Source organism: Achromobacter sp. EG18 (genome assembly GCF_059759395.1).
Window position 1 is genome coordinate 4,783,183 of sequence record NZ_CM186213.1, and the last position, 25,304, is coordinate 4,808,486.

The window sequence follows — 25,304 nt, forward strand, 5'->3', positions numbered from 1 at the left end:
TTCGATCATGGTTGCCGGCGCCGCGCGCCGGCACCGCAGAGTTTTTTTCCGCCAACGCTTTTCCCGCAATGAAAAACAGCAGCAGTCCGCTACGCGGCGCACCCATGCCGGGTGGCCGTTCCTTCACGCAATTCCGCGCCGCGCGCATCCGCCGCGTGTCGTTCCAGTGGCGACAACAGGAGACCGCTGGCGCCGAGCCGGCCGCCAAGGACGGCGGGCCGCGGCGTTCCTGACACCCCGCCCGCGGCAGGCCGCGCGAAGCGCCGGTCTCAACCGCGCGTGACCGGCGCCACGGCGGCCCATTCCTCGTCCGAATACAGCCGCGAGCGCAGCAGGAAGCGCTTGCCCTCGGCGCTGTCGAGGGAGAACGCGCCGCCGCGTCCGGGCACGGCGTCGATGATGAGCTGGGTGTGCTCCCAATACGCGAACTGGTCTTCGCCCATGTAGAACGGGCAGCCCTCCAGTTCGCCCAGCAGCACGTCCGAGCCGCCGACCATGAACTCTCCCTGCGCGTAGCACATGGGGGAACTGCCGTCGCAGCAGCCGCCCGACTGGTGGAACATCAGCGGGCCATGCTTGGCGCGCAGGGTGTCGATCAGCGCGCGCGCCGCGTCGGTGGCGACCACGCGCGGGGTGGGTCCTGGCATGATGCAGCTCCCGCGACGCCACCCTGGCCCGCGACGGGCCGGCCCGGTATGGGCCGGTGCGACACGGACCGGCGGGCGTCGCCCATGGGTCAGAAGAAACCCAGTTTCTTGGGCGAGTAGCTCACCAGCAGGTTCTTGGTCTGCTGGTAGTGGTTGAGCATCATTTTGTGGTTCTCGCGGCCGATGCCCGACTGCTTGTAGCCGCCGAACGCCGCATGCGCGGGATAGGCGTGGTAGCAGTTGGTCCAGACCCGACCGGCCTTGATGGCGCGGCCCATGCGATAGCAGGTGTTGGCGTCGCGCGACCAGACGCCCGCGCCCAGGCCATAGAGCGTGTCGTTGGCCAGCGCCAGCGCGTCGTCGGCGTCCTTGAACGTGGTCACCGCCACTACCGGGCCGAAGATCTCTTCCTGGAACACGCGCATCTTGTTGTGGCCCTTGAAAACGGTGGGCTGCACGTAATAGCCGCCTTCGAGCGCGCCCGGCAACTGCGCGCGCGCGCCGCCGGCCAGCACCGCCGCGCCCTCCTGCTTGCCGATGTCCAGGTACGACAGGATCTTTTCCAACTGCTCGGTGGACGCCTGCGCGCCCAGCATGGTGTCGCCGTCCAGCGGGTTGCCCTGCTTGATCTCGGCCACGCGCTTGAGCGCGCGTTCCATGAACCTGTCGTAGAGCGATTCCTGGATCAGCGCGCGGCTGGGGCAGGTGCAGACTTCGCCCTGGTTCAGCGCAAACATGACGAAGCCTTCGATGGCCTTGTCGAGGAAGTCGTCGTCCTGCGCCGCCACGTCGGCAAAGAAGATGTTGGGCGACTTGCCGCCCAGCTCCAGCGTCACCGGGATGATGTTCTGCGACGCGTACTGCATGATCAGGCGGCCGGTGGTGGTCTCGCCGGTGAAGGCGATCTTGGCGATGCGCTTGCTGGAGGCCAGCGGCTTGCCCGCTTCCAGGCCGAAGCCGGTGACCACGTTGACCACGCCCGGCGGCAGCAGGTCGCCGATCAGTTCCATCAGCAGCAGGATGCCCAGCGGCGTCTGCTCGGCCGGCTTGAGCACCACGCAGTTGCCCGCCGCCAGCGCCGGCGCCAGTTTCCATGCCGCCATCAGGATGGGGAAGTTCCACGGGATGATCTGGCCGACCACGCCCAGCGGTTCATTGAAGTGATACGCCACGGTGTCGTGGTCGATCTCCGACAGCCCGCCTTCCTGGCTGCGGATGCACGAGGCGAAGTAGCGGAAGTGGTCGATCGCCAGCGGGATGTCGGCGGCGCGGGCCTCGCGGATCGGTTTGCCGTTGTCCCAGGTTTCCGCGGTGGCCAGGCGTTCGAGATTGGCTTCCATCACGTCGGCGATGCGCATCAGGATCTGCGCGCGTTCGGCGGCGGGGGTCGCTCCCCATTTGGGCGCGGCGCGGTGCGCGGCGTCCAGCGCCAGCTCGATGTCGCGCTCTTTCGAGCGGGCGTTGCGGGTCAGCACCTGGCCGGTGACCGGCGTGACGTTGTCGAAGTATTCGCCGTCGGCGGGCGCCTGCCATTTGCCGTCGATGAAGTTGTCGTACTGCGTCCTGAGGTCCAGGCGCGTGCCATAGGATTCGGGGGTGACGCGGGTCGCGATGTCCATGCTTGTCTCCGTATAGGTCGGTGTAACGGCAGTCGGGTGCCTGTTCCACATCAAGCAAACCGCGTGCCATGTGTGGGGACGCGGCTGGACAAGCGCGCTTGCCGCGTGCGAAAGTACCCTTCCACGCGCCGGCAAGGGCCGTGGGCGGCGGTTCGCCGCTACCGGGTGTCGCGTTTCGCGACACTGTCGCGGAACAGGTGTCGCAGAACACCGTCCAAGGAGACACGCATGGCCACTCAATCCCGTTGGCAGTCGCTGACGCACGCGCGCCAGCTGTTCAACCAGCAAGGCGTCGTGCCTGGCGGGCTGGTCGCCGAGCCCATCCTGCGCTCCTGGCGCCGCTGCGCCGACCTGGGTATCGACATGCGCGGCGCGCGCCGCGCGGAACCCATGACCGCCGCCGAATTGCGCGAGGCGCGCCAGCGCAATGAAGCCTTGCGGCGGATGTCCGAGCCGGCCATGTCCTTGCTGCGCCGCGAAGGCGGCAGCGACGGGCTGGTGATCCTGTCGGATGCGCAAGGCCTGGTGCTGGACAGCGACGGCGACATCGATTTCGCGCAGCGCGCCTCGCGGGTCGCCCTGATGCCCGGCGCGCCGTGGGACGAGGCGGCCGCCGGCACCAACGCCATCGGCACCGCGCTGGTGGAAGGCCGGCCCATCATCGTCGACGGCGCCGAACACTACTTCGAGCCGAATCGCATCCTGACCTGCGCGGCGGTGCCCATCACCGACAGCGAAGGCCGCATGCTGGGCGTGCTGGACCTGTCCAGCCCCGCGCGCGAAGTGCGGCCGGACGTGCTGGCGCTGGTGCGCGCGGCGGTCGACCTGATCGAACACCAGCTGTTCGATGCCGCCCATGAGCCCTGCGCCGTGCTGCGCCTGCACGCCGACCGGTCCGGGCTGGGCACGCCGGCCGAAGCCCTGCTGGCCTTTCATGGCGACCTGCTGGTGGGCGCCAACCGTCGCGCCATGCAGGCGCTGGGCCTGGCGGCCACGGCGCTGGGCGTCTATCGCTACGCCGACCTGTTCGACGGCGACCTGGACCATGCGCCCGACGCGGCCGGGCGCGTGCATGCCCGTGGCGGCGCCGCCTACCACGCCCGGCTGCGCCTGCCCCGTTCTCGCGCGCCGGTCGCGCCGCCGCCGTCGCTGCGCCTGCCGGCCCCGTCGGCCCCGTCGGCGTTACCGGCGCCGATCGCGCGCGGTGATACCGCCAGCTTCGACGCCGCCACCTTGGGCGCGCTGGCGCGGGCGGTGCACCTGTCGGATGCGGGCGTGTCGATCCTGTTGCAGGGCGAGACCGGCGCCGGCAAGGAGGTCTTCGCGCGCCAGCTGCATGCGCGCAGCCGCCGCGCCGCCGGCCCGTTCGTGGCGGTCAATTGCGCCGCGCTGCCCGAAAGCCTGATCGAATCGGAATTGTTCGGCTACGAGGACGGCGCCTTCACCGGCGCGCGCCGCCAGGGCAGCAAGGGCCTGCTGCGGCAGGCGCACGGCGGCGTGCTGTTCCTGGACGAGATCGGCGACATGCCGCTGGCGCTGCAGTCGCGCCTGCTGCGCGTGCTGCAATCGCGCGAGGTGTCGCCGCTGGGCGCGGCCCGGCCGGTGCCGGTGGATTTCACCTTGGTGTGCGCCACCCATCGGCCGCTGGCGCATGAAGGCGTGGATGCCCCGGTACGCGCCGACCTGTATTTCCGCATTGCCGAATACACCGTGACCCTGGCGCCGCTGCGCCAACGCGCCGACCTGCGCGAATTGCTGCGCGCGCAATGGGCCGCGCAGGGCGCGGGCCCGGTGTTGCCGGCCGGGATCGAGGAAACGCTGGTGCGCTATGCCTGGCCGGGCAACTATCGGCAGCTGGTGGCGGTGCTGCGCACCTTGCATGTGCTGGCGGGCGCGTCAGGCGTGGTCGAACACGACATGCTGCCGGCGGACATCCGTGGCGCACCCGCACAGCCGTCCGCGCCGCCGGTGGCCAGCCTGCAGGCGATGGCCGACGACGCGATCCGCGCGGCGCTGGCCGCGCACGGGGGCAATGTCAGCGCCGCGGCGCGCGCGCTCGGCGTGCATCGCAGCACCTTGTACCGGCGCGCGGCGGCGCTGGGGCTGGCGCGTCCACACTGAACACGCCGCGCGGCGGTGCGGCTCAGCCGACCAGGCGCGCCAGTTCGGCGCCCGGGTCCGGGGCGCGCATGAAGGCCTCGCCCACCAGGAAGGCATCGACCTTGTGTTCGCGCATGCGCCGGACGTCCTGCGGCGTGAGGATGCCGCTTTCGGTGACGACGCGCTTGCCGGCCGGGATGCGCGGCAACAGGTCCAGCGTGTTCTGCAGGCTGGTCTCGAAGGTGCGCAGGTTGCGGTTGTTGATGCCCAGCAGCGGCGTCTTGAGCGTCAGCGCCACGTCCAGTTCCTGGGCGTCATGCACTTCCACCAGCACGTCCATGCCGAGTTCCATCGCCAGCGTTTCCATCTCGCGCAATTGCATCGGCGTCAACGCGGCCACGATCAGCAGCACGCAGTCGGCGCCCATCGCGCGGGCGGCGATGATCTGGTAGGGGTCGATCACGAAGTCCTTGCGCAGCACCGGCAGCGAGCACGCGGCGCGCGCCTGGCGCAGGTGGTCGTGCGAGCCCTGGAAGAACTGCACGTCGGTCAGCACCGACAGGCAGGCCGCGCCATGCACGGCATACGTGGAGGCGATTTCAGCGGGCTGAAAGGTCTCGCGCAACACGCCCTTGGACGGCGAGGCTTTCTTGATTTCGGCGATCACGCCGGCCTTGCCCTGCGAGATCTTGTCTTCGATGGCCTGGGCGAAGCCGCGCACGTCCTGGCGCGCCTGCGCCTCGCGCAGGACTTCGGCTTCGCTGCGCATCTGGCGGGCGGCGGCGACTTCCTCGACCTTGACGGCGAGGATCTTCGCGAGAATATCGTTCATTTCTGGAATTTCCGGGTATATGCGCAGAAATCTTCCAGCTTGGCTCGCGCCGCGCCGGTGGAAATCAGTTCAAATGCTAGCGCTAACGCTGCGGGAATGGAATCGGCTTTATTGCCTGCGTAGATGGCGAGGCCCGCATTGAGCGCGACGATGTCGCGGGCGGTGCCCTCGACATTGTCCAGCGCCTCTATGACAAGCTCGCGCGACTGTTCGCGATTGGACACCTTGATGCCGCGGTTGGACATCATGGATAGCCCGTAGTCCTCGGGGTGGATCTCGTACTCGCTGACCTTGCCGTCCTTGAGCTCGCCCACCATGGTGGCGCCGCCCAGCGATGCCTCGTCCATGCCGTCCTTGCCATGCACCACCAGCACGTGGCGCGAGCCCAGGCGTTCCAGCACGCGCACCTGGATGCCGACCAGGTCGGGGTGGAACACGCCCATCAACTGGTTGGCGGCGCCGGCCGGGTTGGTCAGCGGGCCGAGGATGTTGAAGATGGTGCGCACCGCCAGTTCCTTGCGCACCGCGGCCACGTTCTTCATGGCGCCGTGGTGCGCCGGCGCGAACATGAAGCCGATGCCGGTGGCCTGGATGCATTCCGCCACCTGTTCGGGGGTCAGCACCAGGTTGGCGCCCAGCGCTTCCAGCACGTCGGCGCTGCCGCTCGACGAGGACGCGCTGCGGTTGCCGTGCTTGGCGATCGGCACGCCGGCCGCCGCCGCCACGAACATGGCGGTGGTGGAGATGTTGAAGGTGTGGCTGCCGTCGCCGCCGGTGCCGCACATGTCCAGCAGGTCTTCGGGGTTGGGGGTGACCACCGGCGTGGCGAATTCGCGCATGACCTGCGCGGCCGCGGTGATTTCACCCACCGTTTCCTTTTTCACGCGCAGGCCCATCAGCAAGGCGCTTGCGATCTGCGGCGACATCTCGCCGCGCATCAGCATGCGCATCAGATGCAGCATTTCGTCGTGGAAAATTTCGCGGTGTTCGATACAGCGCGTCAGCGCTTCGGAGGGGGAGATCGTCACGGTGCGTCCTTCTTAGGCGAGGTTCAGGAAATTGCGCAGCAGGGCGTGGCCGTGTTCGCTGAGCACGGATTCGGGGTGGAACTGTACTCCGTACAGGGGCAGCGTCTTGTGGCGCACGCCCATGATGTCGCCGTCCGGCGCCGTGGCGGTCACGGCCAGGCACTCGGGCAGCGTCGCCGGGTCGATGGTCAGCGAGTTGTAGCGGATGACAGTGTACGGCGTCGGCAGGCCGGTGAAGATGTCCGTCCCGGTATGCGAGATGCGGACGGTCTTGCCGTGCATGATCTGCTGGGCGCGGACGATGTTGCCGCCATAGGCGGCGCCGATGGCCTGGTGGCCCAGGCACACGCCCAGGATCGGCTTCTTGCCGGCGAAGGCCTGGATGACGGGCACCGAGATGCCGGCCTCGGCCGGCGAGCACGGACCGGGCGACACGCAGATGCGGTCGGGGTTGAGCGCGGCGATCTCTTCCAGGGTGATCTGGTCGTTGCGCGCCACGCGCACATCCTCGCCCAGTTCACCGAAGTACTGGACCAGGTTGTAGGTAAACGAGTCGTAGTTGTCGATCATCAACAGCATTTTTTTCTCCAGGCGGGCCGATTCGCGGCCCGGGGCGGTCATGGGGGGCGGCGGGCGTCTCAGATGGGCTCGTCCAGGCCGTGCTGGACCTGCTCGGCCGCGCGCAGCACGGCGCGGGCCTTGGCCTCGGTCTCGGCCCATTCGGCTTCGGGGTTGGAGTCGGCGACGATGCCGGCGGCGGCCTGCACGTACAGCGTGCCGTCCTTGATGACGCCGGTGCGGATGGCGATGGCCACGTCCATTTCGCCGCCGTAGCTGAGGTAGCCGGCCGCGCCGCCGTAGATGCCGCGGCGCACGGGCTCGAGCTCGTCGATGATCTTCATGGCCTCGACCTTGGGCGCGCCGGTCAGGGTGCCGGCAGGGAACGAGGCGCGCAGCACGTCCATGCTGCTCATGCCGGGATTCAGGTTGCCGGTGACGTTGGACACCAGGTGCATGACGTGCGAATAGCGCTCGATCACCATGGTGTCGCTGACCTTGACCGAACCCACCTCGGCGACGCGGCCGACGTCGTTGCGGGCCAGGTCGATCAGCATCACGTGCTCGGCCACTTCCTTGGGGTCGGCCTTGAGCTCGGCGGCCAGGGCGGCGTCCTCCTCGGGCGTGGCGCCGCGCTTGCGGGTGCCGGCCAGCGGGCGGATGGTGACCTGCGACTTGGGCGCGCCGTCCACAACCACGCGCTCCTGGCGCACCAGGATCTCGGGCGACGCGCCCACCACCTGGAAGTCACCGAAGTTCCAGAAGTACATGTAGGGGGAGGGGTTGAGCGACCGCAGGGCGCGGTAGAGGGAGAGGGGGGAGTCGCGGAAAGGCTTGGCGATGACCTGGCCGATCTGCACCTGCATCAGGTCGCCGGCGGCGATGTGTTCCTTGGCGCGGTGCACGGCCGCCAGGTAGTCTTCCTTCTTGAAGTCACGCCGCTCCTCGGTCTGCATGCTGGCGTGGCTGTAGGGAATTTCCACCGGGCGTCGCAGGCGCGCGCGCAGGTCGTGCAGGCGCTGCTGGGCGCGGCTGTAGCTTTCGGGTTGGCCCGGGTCGGCATAGACCATCAGGTAGATGCGGCCGGCCAGGTTGTCGACGATGACCAGCTCGTCCACGTGCATCAGCATCAGGTCGGGCGTGCCGCCTTCCATGCCGGCCGGGAACGGCTTCACGGCGGGGCCCAGGCACGGTTCGATGTGGCGCACGGTGTCGTAGCCGAAGTAACCGGCCAGGCCGCCGCAGAAGCGCGGCATGCCGGGGCGCAGGGCCACCTTGAAACGGGCCTGGTACTGCTCGATGAAGGCCAGCGGGTCGCCGTCGTGGGTCTCGACCACCTTGCCGTCGTGCAGCACCTCGGTGCGGGTGCCGCTGGCGCGGATCACGGTGCGGGCCGGCAGGCCGATGAAGGAATAGCGGCCGAAGCGCTCGCCGCCCACCACCGACTCCATCAGGCAGGTCATGCGGCCGGCCTGCGGGCCGGCATGGGCCAGCTTCAGGTAGATGCCCAGCGGGGTGTCCAGGTCGGCGTAGGTCTCGGCCACCAGCGGGATGCGGTTGTAGCCTTGGGCGGCGAGGGCTTTGAATTCGATTTCGGTCATGTCGGTCTCGGGGCGATGGGTATCTGCTGGGGACCGGGCACACAACAAAAAGCCCGGTCCAGGTTACTGGTTCCGGGCTTGGCTCTGTGTTCTACACAGTATCGGCGCTGGGAGGCGGGGACGCGTCCAGGGCCGGGAAGGGAATCATCGCCACCCGGAAGACAAACGCCACCAGCGCCACGAGGCGCCGAGCATTTGGTTCTGGATGGAAACGTTCATCAGGTGATAGCGGTTCGATGTTCAAGTGTGCCGTCAAGGGCGCGGACCCCGGCTTCAGGCCTGGGCTTTCGCGGCGTTCTGGTTCTGATTCCAGAGCTCCACCCACTGGGCGGCGTTGACGAGCGTGTCCACTATACCATCGACATCGAGCTCGCGCACGTCACGGCCTTCGTTGTAACCATACGGCACCACCAGCACCTGGGTGCCGGCGCTGCGGCCGGCCTGGGCGTCGTTGATGGAATCGCCGATGGTGACGGCCTCGGCCACCGTCACGCCCAGCAGTTCGCAGGCGTGCAGCACCTGGTCGGGGTCGGGTTTGCGGCGGGCGCAGGTGTCGCCGCACACCACCGCGTCGAAAAACCCGGCCAGGCCGGTGCGTTGCAGCAGCGGCAGGGTGAATTCGGTGGGCTTGTTGGTGACCACGGCCAGTTTCAGGCCCTGCTCGCGCATGTGCTTGAGGCCTTCGATGACGCCCGGGTAGACCTGGGCGCGTTCGCCGTTGACCAGGTGGTAGTGGCGGTAGAAGGCCTCGCGCGCCCGGGCAAAGTCCTCGGGCGACGGGTCGGCGGCGTCCAGGCTGCCAGCCAGGCTGCGGCGCACCAGGTTGTCCACCCCCTTGCCGACGAAGGTGGCCACGACATCCTCGCGCAGCGCGATCATGCCGAGTTCCACGCGCATGGCGTTGGCCGCGAAGGCCAGGTCGGGGATGGAGTCGAGCAGGGTGCCGTCCAGGTCCAGCAGCGCGGCGCGAAAGGGAGTCATTGCGGGTATTCCTCAGACGGCGGTGGTTTCGCCGATGGCGATCTGCTCGCGCATGGACTTGATGATGCCGGGGTAGTCGGGCTTGCCGAAGATGGCCGAGCCGGCCACGAAGGTGTCGGCGCCGGCGCGGCGGATTTCGGCGATGTTGTCGATCTTCACGCCGCCGTCCACCTGCAGCACGATTTCGTGGCCGCCGGCCTGGGTCCAGGCGTCGATGCGGGCGCGGGCCTCGCGCAGCTTGGCCAGCGCGCCGGGGATGAAGCTCTGGCCGCCGAAGCCGGGGTTGACCGACATGATCAGCACCAGGTCGACCTTGTCCATGACGTGGTCCAGGTACGACAGGGGCGTGGCGGGGTTGAACACCAGGCCGGCCTTACAGCCGTTCTCGCGGATCAGCGACAGGGTGCGGTCGACGTGGCGGCTGGCTTCCGGGTGGAAGCTGATGTAGTTGGCGCCGGCCTTGGCGAACATCGGCACCAGGGCGTCCACCGGCTCCACCATCAGGTGCACGTCGATCGGCACGGAAACATGGGGACGGATCGCCGCGCAGACCATCGGGCCGATGGTCAGGTTGGGCACGTAGTGGTTGTCCATCACATCGAAATGGATCCAGTCGGCGCCGGCGGCGACGACGTCACGCACTTCCTCGCCCAGGCGGGCGAAGTCGGCGGACAGGATGCTGGGGGTGATGCGGGTGGTGGTAGACATGGCGTTCGGGGTGGGTGAAGGCATAATGTGCCATTATTGCAGCTTGCTCGTGCCACACAGGAAAGGACTGTGAAACCCTACGACCTGAGCGTCTCTGTCACTCCGCGCTTCGTGCCTGAACAGTCCGATCCCGGCGAACAGCAATACGTGTTCGCCTATACCGTGCGCATCACCAATACCGGGGAGCATCCGGCCCAGGTGATCAGCCGCCACTGGATTATCACCGATGGCAACCAGCGCGTGCAGGAAGTGCGCGGGCTGGGCGTCGTGGGCCAGCAGCCCCTGCTGGCGCCCGGCGAGACCTTCGAATACACCAGCGGCTGCCCCCTGCCCACGCCGGTCGGCACGATGCGCGGCACCTATCATTGCGTCGGCGAGAACGGCATTCCGTTCGAAGTGCCGATTTCCGAATTCGTCCTGGCCATGCCGCGCACCCTGCACTGACGCGGGGCGCGGCCATACGTTGTACGGTTTTCCATCTGCTCATGAAGCGCATTCTTAGCCTGTCCGTGCTGTCGGCCCTGCTGGCGGCATGTACCACCACCTCAGAGATCCCGCCCGAATCCGGTGAACCCGGCGTTTCCGGCGCCCGCCCCGCGGCCGTCGACGGTCCGCTGGTGGTGCCGGCGCTGTCGGCCCTGCCCGATACGCCGCCGCGCGCCCTGGCCGGCAAATACAAGGCCGGCACCTGGGCCGAGATGCCGGGCTGGAGCAGCGACGACCTGGCCCAGTTCTGGCCCCTGTTCCTGCGCAACTGCAAGGGGCTGATGCGCCCGACCAGCGGCAACCTGGCCGCTCCCGCCCGCGCCACCCCGCGCGCCTGGCAGCCGGTCTGTGCCGCCGCGGCCGATCCGGCCCGGGCGCCCGCCGCCAACGATGCCGAGGGCGTGCGCCGCTTCCTGCAGACCTACCTGCAACCCTGGCGCCTGAACGCGGCCGACGGCAAGCCGGCCGCCAATACCGTCACTGGCTATTACGAGCCGCTGGTGCGCGGTTCGCGCCGCCAGGGCGGCAACTACCAATGGCCGCTGTACGCGGTGCCGGCCGACCTGCTGACCATCGACCTGGGCTCGGTCTATCCGGAACTGGCCGGCAAGCGCGTGCGCGGCAAGCTCGACGGCAAGCGCGTGGTGCCCTACGACACCCGCGCGGCCATCGAATCGACCGGCCGCCGCCCGCCGGTGGTGGTGTGGGTCGACGACCCGGTCGACAACTTCTTCCTGCAGGTGCAGGGCTCGGGCCGCGTGCTGCTGACCGACGGCCCCGACAGCGGCAAGACCATCCGCGTGGCCTACGCCGACCACAACGGGCAGCCCTACGTGTCCATCGGCCGCTGGCTGGCGGACCGCGGCGAGCTGTCGGCCGACCAGGCCTCGATGCAGAACATCCGCGCCTGGGCGCAGCGCAATCCCAAGCGCGTGCCCGAGATGCTCAACGCCAACCCGGCCGTGGTGTTCTTCCGCGAAGAGCCGGTGATCGATCCCGAGCTCGGCCCCAAGGGCGCCTATGGCGTCAACCTGGCCCCGCGGCGGGCGATCGCGGTGGATGCCGGTTTCGTGCCGCTGGGCACGCCGGTGTTCCTGGCCACCACCTTCCCGGCCTCCGACCGGCCGTTGCAACGCCTGGTGTTCGCCCAGGACACCGGCACCGCCATCCGCGGCGCGGCGCGCGCCGACTTCTACTGGGGCTACGGCGACGAGGCCGGCCAGCAGGCCGGACGCATGAAGCAACGCGGCCAGATGTGGCTGCTGTGGCCGAAGCAGGCCGGGGAGCCGAGCGCAAGATGACACACCAGATCGTGGTTTGCGGGGCCGGCATCGTCGGCCTGTCCTCGGCCCTGGCGCTGGCCCGCCGCGGCCAGCGCGTGGCCCTGTTGGCGCCGCGTACGACCGTGCCACCGGCGGATCCCAACCATTACCACGCGCGCGTCTACGCCATCTCGCCCGCCAGCCAGCGTTTCCTGGCCGAGCTGGGCGTGTGGGACGCGCTGCCGTCGGCCCGCCTGACGCCGGTGCAGGCCATGGAGATCCATGGCGACGCCGATGGCCTGGTACACCTGAACGCCTGGCAGGCGGCCCTGCCGCAACTGGCCTGGATCGTCGAGTCCGGCGAGATCGAGCGGGTGCTGATCCAGGCGGTGCGCATGTTCGGCATCCCCTGGCTGGAAGACCGCTGCACCGGCTACCAGGCTGGCACGGTGGAAACCGAGAGCGGCGCCCGCATCCAGGCCGAATTGTTCGTCGGCGCCGATGGCGCCGCTTCGCCGCTGCGCACCGCCGCCGGCCTCAAGCATGACGCCGTTTCCTACCACGACACCGGGCTGGTGGTTAACCTGGACGCCGAGCGCGCCCACCAGGGCACCGCCTTCCAGTGGTTCCGCGACGACGGCGTGCTGGCGCTGCTGCCGCTGCCGGACACGGCCGACGGCCCGCAGGTATCGATGGTCTGGTCGATGCGCGACGCGCAGGCGCGGGAATTGCTGGCCTTGCCCGCGGATGCGCAGGCGGCCCGCCTGGAATCGCTGTTGGAACATGCGGCCCAGGGCCGCCTGGGACGCCTGAAGGTGCGCAGCAAGCTGCATGGCTTTCCGCTGACGCTGGAGCGTGCCCAGATGGTGGCGCCCGGCATCGCGCTGGCCGGCGACGCCGCCCACCGGCTGCACCCGCTGGCCGGGCAGGGCCTGAACCTGGGGCTGGGCGACGTCGAGGCGCTGGCCCGCACCGTGGCCGGACGCGAACCCTACCGCCAGGCGGGCGACCTGCGGGTGCTGCATCGCTACCAGCGCGCCCGCGCCGAGCCGGTGCTGGCCTTGCGGCTGGCCACCGACGGGCTGCACAAGCTGTTCGGTTCGCATGCCACGCCGCTGGTGTGGTTGCGCAATGCCGGCATGCATTGGGTCGAGCGGGTCCCGCTGGTCAAGCGGCGCCTGATCGCCGGGGCCTCGACGAATTGAATCGCATCGGCCCGCGTCGCTCGATGCACTGACGCCGCCGGCCCGGCACGGAACCCGCAGGGCGCCGGGGGGTCTGATTCCGGCAAGCCCCCCGCCAGCCCCTTTCGTCGGATCGGTTACGCTTTCGGCCAACGAGGGCGATACGTCACGCTAAATACAGGAGTCCCCATGAATTTCCGTTTTTCCGCCACGCTGGCCGCCTGCTTCATGGCCGCGGGCCTGGGCCTGTCCGCCAGCGCTCAAGCGCAGGCAACGGGCGACAAGGCCGTTTCCACCAGCACGGTCGGCCAGGCGGGCAAGGGCAGCAAGAGCTATTCCACCACTCAGGTGGCGCCCGCCGATCCCGTGGCGGATGCTGTCAAGGAACGTTTCAAGCAGCGCTTCACCGGCATGGACGTGACCGCCGTGCGCCGCACGCCCTACGGGCTGTTCGAGGTGCAATTGGGCATGGACCTGATCTACACCGACGAAAAGGTGACCTGGGTGATGGAAGGTCCGCTGATCGACGCCATGACGCGCCGCGACGTCACCCGCGAGGCGCAGGAAAAGCTCGGTTCCATCCCGTTCGACCAGTTGCCGCTGGACCTGGCCATCAAGCAGGTCAAGGGCGACGGCTCGCGCAAGGTCGCGATCTTCGAGGACCCCAACTGCGGTTACTGCAAGCAGTTGCGCAAGACGCTCGAAGACGTCGACAACATCACCGTCTACACCTTCCTGTACCCGATCCTGTCGCCCGACTCCAACGTCAAGGTGCGTGACGTCTGGTGCTCGGCGGACCCGGGCAAGGCGTGGGATGACTGGATGCTGCGCGGCCAGAAGCCGGCCACCGCCAATTGCAGCGTGCCCGAGGACAAGTTGCTGGCGCTGGGCAAGCAACTGATGGTGCGCGGCACGCCCACGATGTTCTTTGCCGACGGCTCGCGCACCAGCGGCGCGTTGCCGCTGGACCAACTCAAGGCACGACTGAACTGACCGGCGCGGGTCGCGCCGGCCGGGCGGCTGGCGCAGCGAGCGCCACGCCACCCGGAGACTAACTTGAAAATCGCAATACTCGACGATTACCACGACGTCGCCAAGCGCTACGCGGACTGGGGATCCCTCGGCGGCGACGCCGAAGTGCGGATCTTCAACAACTTCATTCCCGACGAGCAGGTCGAGGCCACGCTCGCACCCTTCGAGGTGATCGTGGCCATGCGCGAACGCACGCCGTTTCCCGCCGAGCGCATCCGCGCGCTGCCGAACCTGCGCCTGCTGGTCACCACCGGCATGCGCAACAACGCCATCGACATGCAGGCCTGCGCCGCGCAGGGCATCGTGGTCAGCGGCGCGCCCGGCAGCGCCGACGCCAACACCGCCACCGCCGAACTGGCCTGGGCCCACATCCTGGGGCTGTTCAAGCACCTGCCCGCCGAAGACGCCGCCATGCGCCGGGGCATGTGGCAGACCGGCATGCCCGAGCCCCTGGCCGGCAAGCGGCTGGGCGTGCTGGGACTGGGCAAGCTGGGCGCGGCGGTGGCCAAGGTGGGCCTGGCGTTCGGCATGGACGTGGTGGCCTGGAGCCCCAACCTGACCGACGAGCGCGCCGCCGAGGCGGGCGTCACGCGGGTCGACAAGCACGAGTTGTTCGCGACGTCCGACGTCGTCAGCCTGCACCTGATCCTGTCCGATCGCAGCCGCCACATCGTCGACGCCGCCGCGCTGGCCGCGATGAAGCCGACGGCCTACCTGGTGAACACGTCGCGCGCCGGCCTGGTGGACCAGGCGGCGCTGATGGACGCGCTGGTGAAGTTCCGCATCGCCGGCGCCGGGCTGGACGTGTTTCCGGACGAGCCGCTGTCGCCCACCGACAGCGTGCGCGACCTGGACAACGTCATCCTGACGCCGCACCTGGGCTACGTCAGCCGCGAGAACTTCGAGGCCTTCTACCGCAACGCGCTGGAGGCCGTGAAGGCCTGGCGCGATGGCCAGCCGGTGCGGGTGCTGAACGGCTGAGCGCCAGGGGGGAGGCCCCCACGCCGCGCCTTCGGCTTGCTGCCCCCCAAGGGGGCGTTTTCATCTTGAGGCGGCTCGGCGATGAAAAGGGCCCCCACGCCGCGCTCAGCCCCGCGTGAAGGTCACTTTCTTTTCGACGATGCCGGCCGCGTCGGGCGTGGCGGGCGTGTCGCCACAGGCCTCGTCCGTGTCATCCGACGGATCGACCGCGTCAAAGGCGGTGTCGCCGTTGGCGTCCGGCACGCCGGTCGGCTTGAGGCCGACGAAGTCGAACAGGTCGCGGTCCATCAGGTGCGACGGCACCACGCGCGACAGGGCGTTGAAGACGTTCCACGAGCGGCCCGGGTGCTGCCTGTCCCATTCCTTGATCATGCGGCCGACTTCCTTGCGCTTCAGGTTTTCCTGGGAGCCGCACAGGTTGCAGGGAATGATCGGGAACTGCTTGAGTTCGGCGTAGGCGATCAGGTCGGTTTCCGGCACGTAGGCGAGCGGGCGGATGACCGTGTGGCGGCCGTCGTCGGACACCAGCTTGGGCGGCATGCCCTTGGCCTTGCCGCCGTAGAACAGGTTCAGGAAGAAGGTGCCCAGGATGTCGTCGCGGTGGTGGCCGAGCGCGATCTTGGTGGCGCCCAGTTCCGAGGCCACGCGGTACAGGATGCCGCGGCGCAGGCGCGAACAGAGCGAGCACATCGTCTTGCCCTCTTCGAGCACGCGGGTGACGATCGAATAGGTGTCCTGCGTCTCGATGTGGAACTTCACGCCCAGCTCGGTCAGGTAGCGCGGCAGGATGTCGGCCGGGAAGCCGGGCTGCTTCTGGTCGAGGTTGACCGCGACCAGCTCGAACGGGAACGGCGCGCGCTTTTGCAGCTGGAGCAGAATGTCCAGCATGGCGTACGAGTCCTTGCCGCCCGACAGGCACACCATGACGCGGTCGCCCGACTCGATCATGTTGTAGTCGGAAATGGCGCGGGTGGTCTCGCGCGCCAGGCGCTTGGTGAGCTTGTTGCCTTCGTGGCGGGCCTTCTTGTCGTCGGGGCCGGCCACGGAGACGGCGCCGGTCGGCGCCACCGCATCAATGGAGTCCGCCACGGCGCGGATGTCGGGGGAGGCGATATCGTTCATGGTCAACGCGAGATCTGGATTTCCACGCCCACCGCCGCACAGTCGGAGAAGGCCATGGGCTTGCTGATGCGCAGGCGCAGCGAGCGGATTTCATGGAAGTCGGCCAACAGGCGCGCGGCGACTTGTTCCACCAGGGTTTCGATCAGGTTCACGTGCGCCTGGGTGCATTCCTCGACGATGGCCTCGCGCAGGCGGCGATAGTCCAGCACGCTGTGGATATCGTGGTCGTCGACCGCGCGCTGGATGTCGACGTCGAACTCGGCGTCGACGTGCAGCGGCTGGGTGGCGCGGCGTTCATGTTCGAGGATGCCGATGCGGGCGTCGAGCGCGAGCCCGGAAAGGATGATGCGGCGTGTGGGCATGATGAAAACCTGGGTGGAATCCCGGAATTGTAAGGCGGCGGCGGACCGGGCCGGCGCGCTGGCTACAATCCGGCCATGGCCGGGCGCCCGCGCGGGGGCGGCGACGGCAAACAAGGGATGAAATGCAACAGATGCACGATGCGGTCATTGTAGGGGGCGGCCCGGCCGGCGCCTCCTGCGCCCTCTGGCTGGCCCGTCTGGGCCTGGCGCCGCTGCTGGTCGAGGCCAGCGGCCGCCTGGGCGGCCTGAGCGTGGACAACCCCTTCGCCGACGACTGGATCGCGGTGCTGCCCGGCATGACCGGCCAGCAGGTGGCCGCCAATATCGATACCAGCGTGCGCGCCGCCGGCGTGCCGCTGCGCCTGGACACCCGGGTGACGGCGGTGCGGCCCTGCAAGGGCGGCATCGAGGCGACCCTTTCCGACGCCAATGGGGACGTATCGCTGGCGCGCGGTCGCACCCTGGTGATCGCCTCGGGCGTGCGCGCCAAGGGCTTTCCGGAACATCCGCCGGGCGCCAGCTGGCCCGGCGTGTTGATCGGGCCGGGTTCGCCCATCGTGGCGCAGGATTACTCCGGCCTGTCGGTGGCGGTGCTGGGTGGGGGCGACAACGCCTTCGAAAACTACGTCTACGTGCGCAACCGCGGCGCCCGCGCCGTGCACCTGTACGCCCGCAGCGTGCGGGCGCAGCAGCAATGGGTGCTGCGCGCCGGCAAGGAAGGCGTGCGCATCGGCCCGTACCAGGTGGATCCGGCCACCCGCAGCGTCGACGGCCAGCGCTACGACCTGATCCTGGTGTTCTACGGCTGGGAGCCGCAGGCCGCGTTCGCCGACGGCCTGCAACTGGCGCGCGACGAGCGCGGCTACATCCGCACCGATTTCGCCACCGCCGAGACCAGCGTGCCGGACATCTACGCCATCGGCGAGGTGGCCCATCGCATGCATCCCTGCGTGGTCACGTCGATGGCCGATGGCGTGGTGGCGGCCAAGGCGATCCAGCGGCGCTGGGAACGGGCGGGGGAGTAGCTTCGCGTTCCCCCGGCCCTTGCAGGCCAGCCCTCGGTCCCCGGCGCGTTTCGTCCCCGGCACCGATCTGTCTTTTTTTCAGCGCGACAGCAGGAAGCCCAGCACCGCCTCGCGGAATTCATCGGGCCGCTCGATGTTGGACAGGTGCACCGCGTCCAGCAGCAGCCATTGCGCGCCCGGCACGGTCGCGGCGATCTGCTCGCCATGGCTGGCGGCGGTGACGGTGTCGTCGCGGCCCGCGATCACCAGCGTCGGTCGCGGGATCAGCGCAATGGTGCGGCGCAGGTCGGTGTCGCGCACGGCCGCGAACGCGCCCGCCAGGCCGTGCCGGTCGGTATTGAGCAGCATGTCGCGGAAGGTGTCGATCACCGGCCCGCCGGCGCGCAGCATCTCGGCCGGGAACCAGTTGGCCAGAAAGGTCTCGGCGGTGTCCTTCATGTCCGGCGCCCGCAGCGTGGTGGCGATACGCTCGTCCCATTGCGGCGCGGGGCCGAGATAGGGCGACGTGTTGGCCAGGATCAGGCGGTCGATGCGTTCTGGCGCATGCACGCCCAGCCATTGGCCCATGATGCCGCCCAGCGACAGGCCGAGGAAGTGGGCCCGCGCCACGCCCAGCGCGTCGAACAGTTCGAGCACGTCGCGGCCGAGTCGGTCCAGCGAGTAGGGGCCTGCCGGCACGCTGGAAGCGCCGTGGCCGCGGGTGTCGAAGCGCAGTACACGGAAGTGGCGCGCGAGCGCCGGCGCCAGGTCGTCCCACATGTGCAGCGTGGTGCCGATGGAATTGGACAAGGCCAGCACCGGCAGACCGGCGTCGCCGCCGTCCCAGCGGTAGGCGATGCGGGCGCCGTCGCCCGTGGTGATGAAGGGAATGTCGTCTTGCATGATGAGCGTCCTGTGTGAGGGAGAGGGCCTCGGGGCGGATGTCGCGCTCATCTGCCGGGCCGGCTACGTTGGAACAACGTGAACGGGATCGTAGTTGCGGCCAGGCGCCAAAGAAATTACAAAGTTCGCACAGACATTGTAGGAATTTCCGACATGAGCGAATTTACCTTGCACGACCTGCAGTGCTTTGACGCGGTGGTGCGCGAGGGCGGCTTCCAGGCGGCGGCGGAAACACTGCATCGCTCGCATCCCGCGGTCTTCGCGGCGGTCGCCAAGCTGGAGCGCCAGCTCGACCTGCAACTGCTCGACCGGGGCGGCTACAGGGTGAAGGCGACCCCGGCGGGCCAATCGTTTCATCGGCGCGCCCAGGCCTTGCTGCGCGAACTGGCCGGCCTGCGCGCGCATGCCGAGCAGTTGTCCATGGGCCAGGAAAGCGAACTGAACGTGGTGATCGGCGACTTCTGCCCGCGCCCGCTGCTGCTGGGCCTGTTGGGAAAGTTCTTTGCGCAGTGGCCGGCCACGCGACTGAACCTGCATTTCGAAGCCGTGACCGGGCCTTGGGAACGATTGCTGGAAGGCGATGCCGACCTGATTCTGCATCGTATGGAAGCGGGAGACGCGCGCGTCGAATGGCTCGACCTGGGCAGGGTGCCGTTCGTGCCCGTTGCCGCGCCCGGCTACCTGGCGCCGGCCAGGCGCGCCCTGCGGCCCGAGGACCTGCGCGACTACACCCAGTGCGTGATGCGCGACACCGCCCGCCATGCGCCGGCGCGCGACTTCTTCATGATCGAGGGGGCGCGCCAGTGCACGGTCGCGGACCAGGTGATGAAGAAAGAAATCATTCTGCAAGGACTGGCATGGGGGCACATGCCGCGCTTCCTGGTGGAAGACGAATTGAGAGACGGCCGGCTGTGGTCGCTGGCGAATCGTCACCTGCCGGGCAGCACCGAGACGTTGGCGGCCGCGCGCCGCGCCGACCGGCCGCAGGGGCCGGTCATGACGCGCCTGTGGGACACGTTGCGCGCGCACGCGCCCGCCATCCGCCAGGCCGTGTCGCCGGCAAAAAAGCGCAAGCCCTGATCCCGCATCCGAAAGCCGCTTGCCCTGCCCGCTACACAGGGAGCGGCCGCACCGTTCAGTACTTGCCGGTCAGCAGTTCGCCGGCGTCGGGCACGCGCGTCTCCAGGTCCAGCACCTTGAGCATGCGGTAGACCGTGGCCGCGGCGGCCGTCACCACCGGCAGACCCAGGCGGTCCTGCACCGGCTGGATCGACGCCAGCGACGGCATCTGCACGCAGGCCGACAGCACCACCGCGTCGACGCCGCGCGTATCCAGGCGTTCGACATGGCTGGCGGGCGCCAGCGGGTCCTGCGCGCCCACCTTCAGGTTGTCGGCGATCTCCAGCGACAGGCTGTCGTGCACCTCGATGCCTTCGTGTTCGATGTAGTCCACCACCAGCTTGGTCAGCGGCTTCATGTAGGGCGTCAGGATGGCGACCTTGCGCGCGCCGATGGCGTGCAGGCCCTCGACCAGCGCGCCGGCGCTGGAGACGATGGGCGCGGGCGCGCCGTTGTCCACGGTGGCCTGGTGCAGCCGTTCCTGCGAGGCGCGGTGGTAGCCCAGGCCCTGCGCCATGATGGCCACCAGGCAGGCGTAGCCCAGCACGTCGACGCGCGCGTCCGACAGTTCCTGCGCGCAGCGGTCGGATTCGCGGTCCATCGAGGCCAGCTCGGCCGCCGTCACCTGCTTCATGCGCATGCGGCTGGAATGGAAGGTGAAGCGTTCGGGCGCGATGGTCTCGCGCCGGCGCAGCATGGCGGGGATCTCCGTTTCCATGGTGGTGTTGGAACTGGGAACGATCTGGCCGATGCGCAGGACGCGGGGCGACTGGGTCATGGCGGGTCTCCGGTAAGCGTTGTCAGCGCCCGGGAGGGCGCGAGAAGCCGATTCTGCTCGCCGCGAACGATAGTTTCCAATATAGTTTTTGTCTGGTTTCATATATTTCGCAAATCATTGGCCGCCATGGAAATCCGCCAACTCCGTTATTTCGCCGTGCTGGCCGAAGAACTCAACTTCACCCGCGCCGCCGCCCGGTTGCACATTTCGCAGCCGCCGCTGAGCCTGCAGATCGCCCAGCTCGAACGCGAGCTGGAGGTCAAGCTGTTCGACCGCACCAACCGCCGGGTGGCCTTGACCGAGGCCGGCGCGGCGTTCCTGAATGACGTGCGCGCCACGCTCGCGGGCCTGAAGGACGCCACGGTGCGGGTGCGCGCGGTGGACCAGGGCAGGGCGGGGCGGGTCGAGATCGGCCTGTCCGGTTCGCATTTCATGGGGCCGGTGCCGGCGCTGATCGCGCGCCATGCCGCCAGCCATCCACAGGTCTCGGTGCTGCTCAACGAGATGAACCCGGCGGCGCAGCTGGAGGCGCTGCGCGGCCACCGCATCGACGTCAGCATCTCGCGCACCGCCGTGGACGACGACGAACTGCAATCGCTGGCGCTGTGGCCCGATCCGGTGGTGGCGGCCCTGCCGCCCGGGCACCGTCTGGCCGGGCGCAAGCGCCTGGCGCTGGCCGACCTCAGGCAGGACGCTTTCGTGATGCTGCGCACCGAGACCTCGGCCTTCGCCCGCGAGCTGGCCGATACCTGCGCCCGCGCCGGCCTGGCGCGGGCGGTGGCGCAGCGCGTGGCCGAAGTGCCGGCGCAACTGGCTCTGGTGGCGGCAGGGCTGGGCGTGGCGCTGGTGCCGCAGTCGACCTGCGGTCACTTCGGCGCGCGCATCGCGGTGTGCGCGCTGCCGGCCGCGGTGGGCAGCGGCACGGTCTACGCGGTCACGCGGCGCGACGACGGCAACCGCGCGCTGAGGGCGTTCCTGCGCACGGCGGCGCAGATGGCGGCCCGCTGACACGGCGGGCGCGGCGCGCTCTTTTGCGCAGGCGAAGCCGCTCCTCCAGATTCCGGAATAGGCATTTCGCGGCGTCGCGGCCACACTCTTTCGCACAAGACGATCCGCACCAGGATCTCGCAGGGAGACAAGCATGCCGCACCCGCAACGCTGGCTGGCCGCCGGCGCGCTGTTGTTGGCCATGGCGTGGCCCGCCGTGGCGGCGTGGCCCGAACGGCCTCTCACCCTCATCGTGCCGGCCTCTCCCGGCGGCACCACCGACATCGCGGCGCGCCTGATCGCCGACAAGCTGGCCGCGAAGCTGGGCCAGCAGGTCATCGTCGAGAACCGCGCCGGCGCCGCCGGCATCATCGGCGCGCAGACCCTGGCGCGCGCCAGGCCCGACGGCTACACGCTGCTGATGGGCAACATCGGCCCCAATGCCATCAGCTACGCGCTCTACAAGACCTTGCCCTACAAGCCGGCCGACTTCGCGCCGGTGACGCTGGTGATTTCCGTGCCCAACGTGCTGGTGGTCAACGAGGCCTCGCCCGCGCGCAGCGTGGCCGACCTGCTGGCGCTGGCGAAGAAGGATCCGGGCCAGGTGTCGTTCGGCAGCTCGGGCAGCGGCCAGTCGCCGCACCTGTCGGCGGAACTGTTCAAGCAGCGCGCCGGCATCGGCGGCACTCACGTGCCCTACAAGGGCGCGGGCCCCGCGGTGGCCGCGCTGCTTGGGCAGCAGTTCACTTTCATGATCGACAACCTGCCCAGCTCCATGCCCTACATCCAGTCGGGCAAGCTGCGCGCGTTGGCCGTCACCAGCGACCGGCGCCTGGCGGAATTGCCCGACGTGCCCACCATGGCCGAAGCTGGCGTGCCCGACATGGTGGTCACCGCCTGGTTCGGCCTGCTGGCGCCGGCCGGCACGCCCGCCGCCGTCATCGACGCGCTTTATGCCGCCACCCGCGATGTGGTGCGCAGCCCCGACGTCGCCGAGCGTTTTCGCGCCATGGGTGGGCAGGCCGGCGGCGACACGCCGGCCGAGTTCGCCGCCTTCATCGACCAGGAACGCGTCCGCTGGAAGCGGATCGTGGACGCCGCCGGCCTCGTCCAGGAGCAATAAGTGATCGACAAGATTCAGGCCTGCATGATGGACGCCGTGGCCATCATTCCCGATGGCGCCAGCGTGCTGGTGGGCGGCTTCGGCGAAGCCGGCGTGCCATACGAGCTGCTGCACTGCCTGGCGGAACTGGGCCGGCGCGACCTGACCATCATTGCCAACAACGCCGGCACCTTTGACCGCGGCATCGCCGCGCTGCTCGATCGCCGCCAGGTGCGCAAGATCATCTGCTCGCATCCGCGCCCGCCCAATTCGGAGGCCTTCGCCCGCGCCTTCCGCGCCGGCGAAGTGGAACTGGAATGCGTGCCGCAGGGCACGCTGGCCGAACGCCTGCGCGCGGCCGGCGCGGGCCTGGGGCCGTTCTACACGCCCACCGGCTACGGCACCGAGCTGGCGCAAGGACGCCGCCAGGAAGTGATCGACGGCGTCGGCTACGTGCTGGAACAGCCGCTGCGCGGCGATTACGCGCTGATCCGCGCGCATCAGGGCGACCGCTGGGGCAACCTGATGTACCGCCACGCCGCGCGCAATTTCAACCCCGTGATGTGCATGGCCGCCGGCCATGCCATCGCCCAGGTCGACGAGGTCGTGCCGCTGGGCGCCTTCGCGCCCGAGCACATCATGACGCCCGGCCTGTTCGTGAAAACCGTGGTGCGGGTGGAGACCTGAAATGCCGACGATCACGCCCATGACCCGCCAGCAGGTCGCGCAATTGCTGGCCGGCGATATCCCCGACGGCTCGGTGGTCAACCTCGGCATCGGCATGCCGACCCTGGTGGGCGACTACCTGCCGCCCGACAAGGACATCCTCTTGCACAGCGAGAACGGCATCACCGGCATGGGGCCGGCCGCGGCTGGAGACGCCATCGATCCGGACCTCATCAACGCCAGCCGCCAACCCATCACCCTGCTGCCGGGCGCCTCCATCACCGAACACACCGTGTCGTTCGCCATGATGCGCGGCGGCCACCTGGACTACGCCGTGCTCGGCGCCTTCCAGGTGTCGGAACGCGGCGACCTGGCCAACTGGAAAACCGATGCCGCCGACGCCATTCCCGCCGTGGGCGGCGCCATGGACCTGGCCGTCGGCGCGCGCCAGGTGCTGGCCATGATGGAACACCGCGGCCGCGACGGCGCGCCCAAGATCCTGCGCCAATGCCGCTACCCGCTTACCGGCGCCGGCGTGGTCACGCGCATCTACACCGACCTGGCCGTGATCGACGTCACGTCCGCCGGCCTGCGCGTGCACGCCATGCTGCAAGGCGTCAGCGCCGAGGCGCTGCAGGCCGCCACCGAAGCGCCCCTGCGGTTTACCGACACGCCATCGGTCATCGCGCTCGATGCCGCCGGCGCGCCGCGCTACGTCAGGGGCTGAGGCAACCCGCCCTGTCCGAGCCATCCCGGAGTCCGCCATGCACCGCCCCGTCCTAGCCGTCCTGGCAACCGCCAGCCTGTTGTTTGCCGCGGCGACCACCGTCCGCGCACAGCCCGCGGCGGCGGCACCCGCCGGCGCCTATCCCGACAAGCCGATTACGCTGCTGATCCCGTACCCGCCCGGCGGCAGCGCCGACATGCTGGCCCGCCCGCTGGGCGCGGCCTTGCAAAAGAAGTGGAACCAGCCCGTGGTGCTGGAGTACAAGCCGGGCGCCGGCGGCGCCATCGCCTCGGCCCAGTTGGCCCGCGCCAGGCCCGACGGCTACACCCTGCTGATGGTCCTGGCCGCCCACACCATCAACCCCAGCCTCTATCCCTCGCTGCCCTACGACACCCGGCGCGACTTCGCCCCGGTCTCGCTGGTCGCGACCCTGCCCATGCTGGTCTCGGCGCCGCTGTCCACGCCGGCGAACAGCATCTCCGAACTCATCGCCTACGCCAGGCAGCACCCCGGCAAGCTCAGCTTCGCCTCCGCCGGCAACGGCAACACCAGCCACCTGGCCGCCGAAATGTTCAAGCACCGCACCGGCACCGACATGCTGCACGTTCCCTACAAAGGCAGCGGCCCTGCTGTCGTCGCGTTGCTGGGCGGCGAGGTCTCGCTGATGTTCGACAGCATCTCGACCTCGCTCCCCCAAGTGCAGTCCGGCAAGCTCAAGGCCCTGGCCGTCACCGGCGAACACCGCTCCCCCTTGCTGCCCAACGTCCCCACCGTCGCCGAAGCCGTCCCCGGCTTCGTCGTCAACGGCTGGTACGGCATCCTGGCCCCCGCCAACACGCCACCCGCCATCCTCGACACCCTCAGCAGCGCCATCGCCGCCGCCATCAACACCCCCGACCTGAAGGCCCAGCTGAACAGCTACGGCTACGAAACCGTAGGCTCCACTCCCGCCGCCTTCGCCGACCACATCAACAAGGAACTCGACACCTGGAAACAAGCCGTCGAAGTCTCCGGCGCGAAGTTGAACTGACCCGGCAGGGCGCTTCGCGCCCACCGTGTGCAACCGGAAAAAGTCACTGCAAGTGCCAGCGCGACAGCCCCAAAGACCGGCATAACCCGAGAAAACGCTCACGCAAGACGCAAATCCCGGCATCCGCGAGAGCGTCATCACAAATCGCAAGACACCGCGTAAGCCGCAAAAGGCCGCCCGCGCGGCCGCCTTGCGGCGGGCCCCGCAAGATCCTCCCCACCCCACACCTAGACGCAAAAACGCCAAGCAAACAGCCCGCCCCAGCAACGGCCGTTAAGTCTCAACGCGAGCGTGTGGCGGGGCAGGCGGGGGAGGGCGGGGCGTGTAGATGCGCCCAAGGGAATCTGAAGGAGCAGCCGAAGGCTGTGACGAAGATGACGCAGGGGCAGTCCGGAGCGAAGGCTCCGGACCGCAATCGTAGCCCCGTCCTCCCCCGCCTGCCCCGCCACACGCGCCTAAAGAACGAACCCCACCGCCCCAATGCA

The 25,304-nt window shown here is 69.0% G+C and carries 26 protein-coding genes; 14 read left to right on the forward strand and 12 right to left on the reverse strand.

The window, feature by feature from the left end; all coding sequences use genetic code 11:
* Positions 1-68 precede the first annotated feature (68 nt).
* A complete protein-coding gene (locus tag AC6CR5_RS22005; RefSeq protein ID WP_498084958.1) occupies positions 69-233 on the forward strand; it encodes a hypothetical protein in 165 nt (54 codons plus the stop codon).
* 36 nt (positions 234-269) lie between these two features.
* Here the strand turns inward: AC6CR5_RS22005 and AC6CR5_RS22010 are convergent, their stop codons facing one another.
* Both AC6CR5_RS22010 and adh read right to left on the reverse strand, forming a co-directional pair.
* Positions 270-647 (reverse strand): DUF779 domain-containing protein, encoded by a 378-nt coding sequence (locus tag AC6CR5_RS22010; protein ID WP_024067524.1) that lies wholly within the window; start codon positions 645-647, stop codon positions 270-272.
* An 89-nt stretch (positions 648-736) separates the two neighbouring features.
* A complete protein-coding gene (gene adh, locus AC6CR5_RS22015; protein ID WP_006384406.1) occupies positions 737-2,266 on the reverse strand; it encodes an aldehyde dehydrogenase in 1,530 nt (509 codons plus the stop codon).
* Positions 2,267-2,494: 228 nt separating this feature from the next.
* Between adh and AC6CR5_RS22020 the strand changes: the two genes are divergently transcribed.
* Complete coding sequence (locus tag AC6CR5_RS22020; RefSeq protein ID WP_498084959.1) at positions 2,495-4,387, forward strand: sigma-54-dependent Fis family transcriptional regulator; 1,893 nt, start codon at positions 2,495-2,497, stop codon at positions 4,385-4,387.
* 22 nt (positions 4,388-4,409) lie between these two features.
* Here the strand turns inward: AC6CR5_RS22020 and trpC are convergent, their stop codons facing one another.
* From trpC to rpe, 6 genes are all read right to left on the reverse strand, one after another.
* Positions 4,410-5,198 carry an indole-3-glycerol phosphate synthase TrpC gene (trpC, locus tag AC6CR5_RS22025; protein WP_498084960.1) on the reverse strand — a complete coding sequence of 263 codons (789 nt, stop codon included), beginning with the start codon at positions 5,196-5,198 and terminating at the stop codon, positions 4,410-4,412.
* Positions 5,195-6,226 (reverse strand): anthranilate phosphoribosyltransferase, encoded by a 1,032-nt coding sequence (gene trpD, locus AC6CR5_RS22030; RefSeq protein ID WP_006386729.1) that lies wholly within the window; start codon positions 6,224-6,226, stop codon positions 5,195-5,197. The genes trpC and trpD overlap by 4 nt, the downstream gene beginning before the upstream one ends.
* A gap of 12 nt (positions 6,227-6,238) precedes the next feature.
* A complete protein-coding gene (locus tag AC6CR5_RS22035) occupies positions 6,239-6,805 on the reverse strand; it encodes an aminodeoxychorismate/anthranilate synthase component II (RefSeq protein WP_006392505.1) in 567 nt (188 codons plus the stop codon).
* Positions 6,806-6,864: 59 nt separating this feature from the next.
* On the reverse strand, positions 6,865-8,385 hold the full coding sequence (gene trpE / locus AC6CR5_RS22040) for an anthranilate synthase component I (protein WP_024067527.1): 1,521 nt from the start codon (positions 8,383-8,385) through the stop codon (positions 6,865-6,867).
* Positions 8,386-8,658: 273 nt separating this feature from the next.
* Positions 8,659-9,366, reverse strand: coding sequence for a phosphoglycolate phosphatase (locus tag AC6CR5_RS22045; protein WP_020925473.1), 708 nt, complete (start codon positions 9,364-9,366; stop codon positions 8,659-8,661).
* Between the two features lie 12 nt (positions 9,367-9,378).
* The gene (rpe, locus tag AC6CR5_RS22050) at positions 9,379-10,098 is read right to left on the reverse strand and encodes a ribulose-phosphate 3-epimerase (protein WP_006386733.1); all 720 of its coding nucleotides are present in this window, start codon (positions 10,096-10,098) and stop codon (positions 9,379-9,381) included.
* Between the two features lie 45 nt (positions 10,099-10,143).
* On the opposite strand from rpe, the gene apaG reads away from it, so the two are divergent.
* The 5 genes from apaG (at position 10,144) to AC6CR5_RS22075 (ending at position 15,019) form a co-directional block, all read left to right on the forward strand.
* Positions 10,144-10,518, forward strand: coding sequence for a Co2+/Mg2+ efflux facilitator ApaG/CorD (gene apaG / locus AC6CR5_RS22055; protein WP_006386734.1), 375 nt, complete (start codon positions 10,144-10,146; stop codon positions 10,516-10,518).
* Positions 10,519-10,559: 41 nt separating this feature from the next.
* Complete coding sequence (gene mltA, locus AC6CR5_RS22060; protein ID WP_026385138.1) at positions 10,560-11,861, forward strand: murein transglycosylase A; 1,302 nt, start codon at positions 10,560-10,562, stop codon at positions 11,859-11,861.
* Positions 11,858-13,027: a UbiH/UbiF family hydroxylase gene (locus tag AC6CR5_RS22065; RefSeq protein ID WP_054446346.1), complete on the forward strand. Its 1,170-nt coding sequence runs from the start codon at positions 11,858-11,860 to the stop codon at positions 13,025-13,027. The genes mltA and AC6CR5_RS22065 overlap by 4 nt, the downstream gene beginning before the upstream one ends.
* A 207-nt stretch (positions 13,028-13,234) precedes the next feature.
* A complete protein-coding gene (locus tag AC6CR5_RS22070; protein WP_394817533.1) occupies positions 13,235-13,999 on the forward strand; it encodes a DsbC family protein in 765 nt (254 codons plus the stop codon).
* A 63-nt stretch (positions 14,000-14,062) separates the two neighbouring features.
* Positions 14,063-15,019: a D-2-hydroxyacid dehydrogenase family protein gene (locus AC6CR5_RS22075; RefSeq protein ID WP_047993070.1), complete on the forward strand. Its 957-nt coding sequence runs from the start codon at positions 14,063-14,065 to the stop codon at positions 15,017-15,019.
* A 105-nt stretch (positions 15,020-15,124) separates the two neighbouring features.
* Here AC6CR5_RS22075 and ttcA read toward each other — a convergent pair whose 3' ends face one another.
* Positions 15,125-16,141, reverse strand: a complete 1,017-nt coding sequence (ttcA, locus tag AC6CR5_RS22080) for a tRNA 2-thiocytidine(32) synthetase TtcA (RefSeq protein WP_238920602.1) — start codon at positions 16,139-16,141, stop codon at positions 15,125-15,127.
* A 2-nt stretch (positions 16,142-16,143) separates the two neighbouring features.
* Complete coding sequence (gene folB / locus AC6CR5_RS22085; protein WP_006386740.1) at positions 16,144-16,503, reverse strand: dihydroneopterin aldolase; 360 nt, start codon at positions 16,501-16,503, stop codon at positions 16,144-16,146.
* Between the two features lie 122 nt (positions 16,504-16,625).
* Between folB and AC6CR5_RS22090 the strand changes: the two genes are divergently transcribed.
* Positions 16,626-17,528, forward strand: a complete 903-nt coding sequence (locus AC6CR5_RS22090; RefSeq protein WP_058665400.1) for an NAD(P)/FAD-dependent oxidoreductase — start codon at positions 16,626-16,628, stop codon at positions 17,526-17,528.
* A gap of 78 nt (positions 17,529-17,606) precedes the next feature.
* Here the strand turns inward: AC6CR5_RS22090 and pcaD are convergent, their stop codons facing one another.
* On the reverse strand, positions 17,607-18,410 hold the full coding sequence (gene pcaD, locus AC6CR5_RS22095) for a 3-oxoadipate enol-lactonase (protein ID WP_238920600.1): 804 nt from the start codon (positions 18,408-18,410) through the stop codon (positions 17,607-17,609).
* Positions 18,411-18,563: 153 nt separating this feature from the next.
* On the opposite strand from pcaD, the gene AC6CR5_RS22100 reads away from it, so the two are divergent.
* Complete coding sequence (locus AC6CR5_RS22100) at positions 18,564-19,490, forward strand: LysR family transcriptional regulator (protein ID WP_053499827.1); 927 nt, start codon at positions 18,564-18,566, stop codon at positions 19,488-19,490.
* A gap of 55 nt (positions 19,491-19,545) precedes the next feature.
* On the opposite strand, the gene AC6CR5_RS22105 is transcribed toward AC6CR5_RS22100, so the two are convergent.
* Entirely contained in the window at positions 19,546-20,307 is a 762-nt protein-coding gene (locus AC6CR5_RS22105) for a maleate cis-trans isomerase family protein (protein ID WP_049070818.1), read from the reverse strand.
* Positions 20,308-20,433: 126 nt separating this feature from the next.
* On the opposite strand from AC6CR5_RS22105, the gene AC6CR5_RS22110 reads away from it, so the two are divergent.
* From AC6CR5_RS22110 to AC6CR5_RS22130, 5 genes are all read left to right on the forward strand, one after another.
* Positions 20,434-21,315, forward strand: a complete 882-nt coding sequence (locus AC6CR5_RS22110; RefSeq protein WP_498084961.1) for a LysR substrate-binding domain-containing protein — start codon at positions 20,434-20,436, stop codon at positions 21,313-21,315.
* Between the two features lie 133 nt (positions 21,316-21,448).
* Positions 21,449-22,417 (forward strand): Bug family tripartite tricarboxylate transporter substrate binding protein, encoded by a 969-nt coding sequence (locus tag AC6CR5_RS22115; RefSeq protein WP_498084962.1) that lies wholly within the window; start codon positions 21,449-21,451, stop codon positions 22,415-22,417.
* A complete protein-coding gene (locus AC6CR5_RS22120; protein WP_006386757.1) occupies positions 22,418-23,083 on the forward strand; it encodes a 3-oxoacid CoA-transferase subunit A in 666 nt (221 codons plus the stop codon).
* Between the two features lies 1 nt (position 23,084).
* Positions 23,085-23,789, forward strand: coding sequence for a 3-oxoacid CoA-transferase subunit B (locus AC6CR5_RS22125; RefSeq protein ID WP_498084963.1), 705 nt, complete (start codon positions 23,085-23,087; stop codon positions 23,787-23,789).
* Positions 23,790-23,826: 37 nt separating this feature from the next.
* Positions 23,827-24,819: a tripartite tricarboxylate transporter substrate binding protein gene (locus tag AC6CR5_RS22130; RefSeq protein ID WP_498084964.1), complete on the forward strand. Its 993-nt coding sequence runs from the start codon at positions 23,827-23,829 to the stop codon at positions 24,817-24,819.
* The last annotated feature ends 485 nt before the right edge of the window (positions 24,820-25,304 follow it).

Excerpts from the sequence above, each read along its gene's own strand:
- trpC (WP_498084960.1), bottom strand. The coding sequence starts at position 5,198 with ATGAACGATATTCTCGCGAAGATCCTCGCCGTCAAGGTCGAGGAAGTC.
- AC6CR5_RS22035 (WP_006392505.1), bottom strand. The coding sequence starts at position 6,805 with ATGCTGTTGATGATCGACAACTACGACTCGTTTACCTACAACCTGGTC.
- AC6CR5_RS22005 (WP_498084958.1), top strand. The coding sequence starts at position 69 with ATGAAAAACAGCAGCAGTCCGCTACGCGGCGCACCCATGCCGGGTGGC.
- folB (WP_006386740.1), bottom strand. The coding sequence starts at position 16,503 with ATGCCCACACGCCGCATCATCCTTTCCGGGCTCGCGCTCGACGCCCGC.
- AC6CR5_RS22110 (WP_498084961.1), top strand. The coding sequence starts at position 20,434 with ATGGAAATCCGCCAACTCCGTTATTTCGCCGTGCTGGCCGAAGAACTC.
- AC6CR5_RS22070 (WP_394817533.1), top strand. The coding sequence starts at position 13,235 with ATGGCCGCGGGCCTGGGCCTGTCCGCCAGCGCTCAAGCGCAGGCAACG.
- AC6CR5_RS22130 (WP_498084964.1), top strand. The coding sequence starts at position 23,827 with ATGCACCGCCCCGTCCTAGCCGTCCTGGCAACCGCCAGCCTGTTGTTT.
- AC6CR5_RS22090 (WP_058665400.1), top strand. The coding sequence starts at position 16,626 with ATGCAACAGATGCACGATGCGGTCATTGTAGGGGGCGGCCCGGCCGGC.
- mltA (WP_026385138.1), top strand. The coding sequence starts at position 10,560 with ATGAAGCGCATTCTTAGCCTGTCCGTGCTGTCGGCCCTGCTGGCGGCA.
- adh (WP_006384406.1), bottom strand. The coding sequence starts at position 2,266 with ATGGACATCGCGACCCGCGTCACCCCCGAATCCTATGGCACGCGCCTG.
- trpE (WP_024067527.1), bottom strand. The coding sequence starts at position 8,385 with ATGACCGAAATCGAATTCAAAGCCCTCGCCGCCCAAGGCTACAACCGC.
- AC6CR5_RS22020 (WP_498084959.1), top strand. The coding sequence starts at position 2,495 with ATGGCCACTCAATCCCGTTGGCAGTCGCTGACGCACGCGCGCCAGCTG.
- ttcA (WP_238920602.1), bottom strand. The coding sequence starts at position 16,141 with ATGAACGATATCGCCTCCCCCGACATCCGCGCCGTGGCGGACTCCATT.
- AC6CR5_RS22010 (WP_024067524.1), bottom strand. The coding sequence starts at position 647 with ATGCCAGGACCCACCCCGCGCGTGGTCGCCACCGACGCGGCGCGCGCG.
- rpe (WP_006386733.1), bottom strand. The coding sequence starts at position 10,098 with ATGCCTTCACCCACCCCGAACGCCATGTCTACCACCACCCGCATCACC.
- AC6CR5_RS22115 (WP_498084962.1), top strand. The coding sequence starts at position 21,449 with ATGCCGCACCCGCAACGCTGGCTGGCCGCCGGCGCGCTGTTGTTGGCC.
- AC6CR5_RS22125 (WP_498084963.1), top strand. The coding sequence starts at position 23,085 with ATGCCGACGATCACGCCCATGACCCGCCAGCAGGTCGCGCAATTGCTG.
- AC6CR5_RS22100 (WP_053499827.1), top strand. The coding sequence starts at position 18,564 with ATGAGCGAATTTACCTTGCACGACCTGCAGTGCTTTGACGCGGTGGTG.
- pcaD (WP_238920600.1), bottom strand. The coding sequence starts at position 18,410 with ATGCAAGACGACATTCCCTTCATCACCACGGGCGACGGCGCCCGCATC.
- AC6CR5_RS22045 (WP_020925473.1), bottom strand. The coding sequence starts at position 9,366 with ATGACTCCCTTTCGCGCCGCGCTGCTGGACCTGGACGGCACCCTGCTC.
- AC6CR5_RS22105 (WP_049070818.1), bottom strand. The coding sequence starts at position 20,307 with ATGACCCAGTCGCCCCGCGTCCTGCGCATCGGCCAGATCGTTCCCAGT.
- AC6CR5_RS22065 (WP_054446346.1), top strand. The coding sequence starts at position 11,858 with ATGACACACCAGATCGTGGTTTGCGGGGCCGGCATCGTCGGCCTGTCC.